Below are 4954 nucleotides of genomic sequence, written 5' to 3'. Positions count from 1 at the left end.
GGGACGTTGGGGACGTTGGGGACGTTGGGGGCGTTGGGGACGTTGGGGGCGTTGGGGGCGTTGGGGGCGTTGGGGGCGTTGGGGGCGTTGTCGAAACCATCCTGCCCCGAGGCACCTATTTATTCAATAAAAATGGCCTCTACCGCGCGACCATCAAGCGCTTTAAGCTATTAAATATATAGCATTCAAGCTATCCACCCAAAGCCCTGCAGGGATCGGCAGGCAGCCCCGCCTCCCCTGCGCCCCTCACACGTCGATGGCCGCCGCCGAGCCCGCCAGCTTGCGCAGCTCGAACTTCTGGATCTTGCCGGTGCTGGTCTTGGGCAGCTCGCCAAACACCACGGCGCGGGGCACCTTGAAGCCCGCCAGGTGCTTCTTGCAATGCGCCACGATGTCCTCGGGCGTGGCCTCTGCACCAGCTTTCAGCTCCACAAATGCGCAGGGCGTCTCGCCCCACTTGGCATCGGGCTTGGCCACCACGGCGGCGGCCAGCACGTCGGGGTGGCGGTAGAGCACGTCTTCGACCTCGATGGACGAGATGTTCTCGCCGCCCGAGATGATGATGTCCTTGCTGCGGTCCTTGATCTTGATGTAGCCGTCGGGGTACTGCACGGCCAGGTCGCCGCTGTGGAACCAGCCGCCCGCAAAGGCTTCTTCCGTCGCCTTGGGGTTCTTGAGGTAGCCCTTCATCGCGATGTTGCCCTTGAACATGATCTCGCCCATGGTTTCGCCGTCTTGCGGCACCGGTTGCATGGTCTCGGGGTCGAGCACACGCACATCGCGCTCCAGGTGGTAGCGCACGCCCTGGCGGGCGTTGAGGCGGGCGCGCTCGCCGATGTCGAGCTGGTCCCAGGCCTCGTGTTTGGCGCACACGGTGGCGGGGCCGTAGACCTCAGTCAGGCCGTACACATGGGTCAAATCGAAGCCCATCTTTTCCATGCCTTCGATCATCGACGCCGGTGGCGCCGCGCCTGCCACCATGGCCTTGACGCCTGCGGGGATACCCGCCTTCATCGCCTCGGGCGCGTTGACCAGCAGGCCGTGCACGATGGGCGCGCCGCAGTAGTGCGTGACGCCATGGGTGCGAATGGCGTCGAAGATGGCCTGCGCGTCCACGCGGCGCAGGCACACGTTGACGCCTGCGCGTGCCGCAATGGTCCACGGAAAACACCAGCCGTTGCAGTGGAACATGGGCAGCGTCCACAGGTACACCGCGTGTTTGGGCATGTCCCACTCCAGCACGTTGCTGATGGCGTTGCTGGCCGCGCCCCGGTGGTGGTAGACCACGCCCTTGGGGTTGCCGGTGGTGCCGCTGGTGTAGTTGAGCGCAATCGCATCCCACTCGTCGGCGGGCAGGCGCCAGGCAAAGGTGGCGTCGCCGCTGGCCACAAAGGCGTCGTAGTCGGTGCCGCCCAGGCCTTGCACGGCGGGGCCGTAGAGGGCGTCTTGCACCTCGATCACGCGGATGGGCGTGGTGCCCGTGCGCAGGGCCAGCGCCTTGGCCATGGTGCCGGTGAACTCCGGGTCCACGAGCACAACCTTGGCCTCGCCATGGTCGAGCATGAAGGCGATGGCCTCCGGGTCCAGCCGGGTGTTGAGGGCGTTGAGCACCGCACCTGCCATGGGCACGCCAAAGTGCGCTTCGACCATCGGTGGGGTGTTGGGCAGCATCACGGCCACGGTGTCGTTTTTGCCGATGCCTGCCTGCACCAGCGCGCTGGCCAGCTGGCGGCAGCGGGCGTAGGTCTGGGCCCAGGTCTGGCGCAGCGTGCCGTGCACGATGGCCAGGCGGTCGGGGTAGACCTCGGCCGTGCGTTCGATGAACGACAGGGGCGACAGGGGCGCGAAGTTGGCTTCGGTGCGGGGCAGGTGCTGGTCGAAGATGGAAGTCATGGGTGGGTGCGTGAAGGTGAACCAGGACGTGAAGTGAACGTTGCGCAGCCTAGCGCCGCAGGCTGACACGAAAGCAACAGGAACGCGGCGTGCCAGGCCAGCGCCGGGGCGCCGCCTCAGCCCCTGGGGCGGTGGCTTTGTTTGACACGGTACATGGCCGCGTCGGCGCTGGCCAGCAGCGTGTGCGCGTCCTGGGCGTCGCGCGGGAACAGGCTCACGCCGATGCTGGCGCGCACCGGGAAGGGCTGGCCTTCGATGTCCAGCGGCGGCGCAAAGGCCTGCTCCAGCTTGGCCACGATCTGCAGCGCGGCTTCTTCCGAGTCCACGTTTTCACACAGCACGGTGAATTCATCGCCCGCCAGCCGGGCCACGGTGTCGGCCTGCCGCACGGCGCCCAGGATGACGCGGGCCACGGCCTGCAGCACCAGGTCGCCCACGGCGTGGCCGCGCGTGTCGTTGATGGCCTTGAAGTCGTCCAGGTCCACAAACAGCAGGGCGCAGTCGCGGCCGCTGCGGCGCGAGAGTTCGAGCGCCTGCGCCAGGCGCTGCTCGAACATGCGGCGGTTGGGCAGGCCGGTGAGTGCGTCGTGGTACGCCAGGTGGGCCATGGCGTCGCGGCTGGCGTTCAGCTCGGTGATCTGGCGGCTGATCTGCTGCTCCATGTCGTGGAAGCTGCGGGCCAGGTCGCCCACCTCGTCCTTGCGATGCACGGGCAGCGCCCCATGCGCCTGCCCCCGCGAGAACGCCTGCGCGGCCGCCACCATGGCCTGCAGCGGCTGCGTGACCACCCGCGACACCCCCGCCGCCAGCACCACGCCCACCAGGCTGAGCACCAGCAGGATCTTGAGGATGCTGCGGCCCAGGTCCAGCACCTCGCCCTGCACGGCGGCCAGGGGCTGCGACAGGCCCACCACCATGAAGCGCCCTTCGTCCTCGCCGCCAAAGGGCATGCGCACAAACGAGAACACGCGCGCCTCGTCGTCCGCAGAGTCGGTCCGGCTGAGCACGGCCTCCAGGGCGCGCCCCTCGACCAGCGCCGCCACCGGCGCAAAGCTGTCCTGGATCAGGATGCGCTGGCCCCGGTCGAAGCCAAAGGTCTGGGTGGCGTCGGGGTGCACCAGGAAGTCGCCCCAGCGGTTGCTGAGGTAAAAGCCATAGGGCGTGGGCAGCGCGGCGTCGAAGTTGCGCAGGAAGGGCTCGGCCGCCACGCGCACCACCACCACCCCCTGCACCTGGCCGCCCCGCACCACGGGCGACGCCATGTTGAACACCGGCACGGCGTCCTCGCCCGGGGAACCCTCGTGGTTGATGCCGAACTCGGACACGTAGACCTCCCCCGCCGACAGCACCAGGGCCTCGAACACGAACGGGAAATGGGCCTTCTCCTGCAGCGTGTCGTCGGCAATCCGCACCGGCACCCCGCCCTGGCGGTCGATGCGCACCAGCTCCAGGCCGTAGTCCCGGGCGCTGATGAAGCGGATCTGCAGGTAGCTGGGGTGGGCGGCCAGGCTCGCGCGGAAGATCTCGGCCAGGCGGCCCTGGTCGGGCTCCTGCGCCGCCACGGCGGCCAGAAAGGAGGTGTCGCGCGCGACCGTGCCGAACCCGGCCTGCATGTGGCGCGCCAGCACCTGCGTGGTGGCCATCAGCGCACGTTCGGCCCGCCCCTGCAGACGGTCGCGGCTCGAATCAAAGGTGTAGTAGCCCGCCAGGATGGCCGCAAACACACTGAACGAGGCCAGCAACACCCCCAGGCGCAGTGCAATGCCCCATGTCACGCGTGGCATGCCCATGTGTCAGAACCTCGCCGGGCGGTCGCCCGCCACGATGCGCTGCCACAGCTGCGCGCGCCGGGTTTCGTCCTCCACCGGCTCCAGCCAGACGATGGGGCCCATGGGCACATCCCCCGACAGCGCGGGTGGCTCCTCCAGCGTGTTGGCCAGGCCCTGGCGGCGGGTGAATTCGCGGCTCAGCGCCGGGTCGAGCATGTAGTTGATCCACTCTGCGGCCAGGGCCACCTGGGTGGATCGGCGGGTGATGGCCCAGCAGTCGAGCCAGGCCAGCGCGCCCTCCTTGGGCACCACGTAGCCCACATCCAGCCCCGCATCGCGCAGTTGCTTGAGCTGCTGCTGGCCGTAGTTGGCGTGCATCACGGCCACCTTGTGCTTGCGGAACAGCTCCACCGACTCCTCGGGCAGGCTGTAGAAAGAGCGCACGTTGCGGCGCAGGGCCACCAGGTCCCTGGCCAGCGGGCTGAAACGGTCGGGATCAATGCGAAACGGCGCCAGCCCCCGGTGCATAGCGGCCAGCGAAAACCCGTGGCTGCTGCCGTCAAATGCCAGCACCTTGCCCTGCCAGCGCGGGTCCCACAGCACGGCAACCGAGTCCGGGGGGGTGCTGAACTGCTGGCGGTCGTAGACCAACCCCATCTCGGAATAGGTGAAGGGCATGGCATACACCTCGCCCCGCGCGGAGATGCCTGCGATGGACTGCAGTTGCCGAAAACGCGGCAGCTGGCGCGCCGTGTTGGGAATGTTGCTTACGGGCAACGGTGTCAGCATCTTCTGGTCCACCAGGCGCGCGATTTCGGCGGTGTTGGCGGCGACCAGGTCAAACCCGGGGCCGCTCGGGCTGGCCAGCTTGGCGCGCAGGATGTCGTCGGAGGCCACGGTGGTGATCTCGACCTTGACCCCGTGGCGCTTCTCGAACACGGCCACAAAGTCGGCGTCGGCATACCCCGGCCAGGCCAGCACGCGCAGCACCGTGGCGGCTTGCGCCGGGCCAGGCAGCACAGCCCCCAGGCCTGCGGCCAGCAACGCTGCCGCCGCACTGCGGCGCCGCATCTGATGCGGCCCAGTGCCTGCTGCTTGCTGCCACGCCATGCACGCCATGCCGAAAGCCCCGCTTTGTAATAACTAGGGCGTGTCATCATTCGGAGCCAGACAAAGCTCTGGGGTTACAGCCTCTCACGCCAGCCACACCATGGAGGCAGCCAAGTGAATCGCCCCCAGGAAGTTGCAGGCGGTCTTGTCGTAACGCGTGGCAATGCCCCGGTATTGCTTCA

3 protein-coding genes and 1 pseudogene are annotated in these 4954 nt (G+C 68.0%); all 4 read right to left on the bottom strand.

Translation table 11 applies throughout. The annotated features are described in order from the left end of the window. Nucleotides 1-246: 246 nt before the first annotated feature. Nucleotides 247-1893 (bottom strand): acyl-CoA synthetase, encoded by a 1647-nt coding sequence (locus A1D30_RS23275; RefSeq protein ID WP_063463111.1) that lies wholly within the window; start codon nucleotides 1891-1893, stop codon nucleotides 247-249. 116 nt (nucleotides 1894-2009) lie between these two features. Next, nucleotides 2010-3677, bottom strand: a complete 1668-nt coding sequence (locus A1D30_RS23270) for a GGDEF domain-containing protein (RefSeq protein WP_242422016.1) — start codon at nucleotides 3675-3677, stop codon at nucleotides 2010-2012. Between the two features lie 9 nt (nucleotides 3678-3686). Then, nucleotides 3687-4772, bottom strand: a complete 1086-nt coding sequence (locus A1D30_RS23265; RefSeq protein WP_109791019.1) for an extracellular solute-binding protein — start codon at nucleotides 4770-4772, stop codon at nucleotides 3687-3689. 84 nt (nucleotides 4773-4856) lie between these two features. After that, nucleotides 4857-4954: pseudogene (locus A1D30_RS25395) on the bottom strand (IS5/IS1182 family transposase); the annotation flags it as partial.

The organism is Acidovorax sp. GW101-3H11, from assembly GCF_001633105.1.
Taxonomy (GTDB): domain Bacteria; phylum Pseudomonadota; class Gammaproteobacteria; order Burkholderiales; family Burkholderiaceae_C; genus Acidovorax.
The sequence above is the reverse complement of the archived record's forward strand: the minus strand, read 5'-3'. Positions and strand labels throughout refer to the sequence as shown.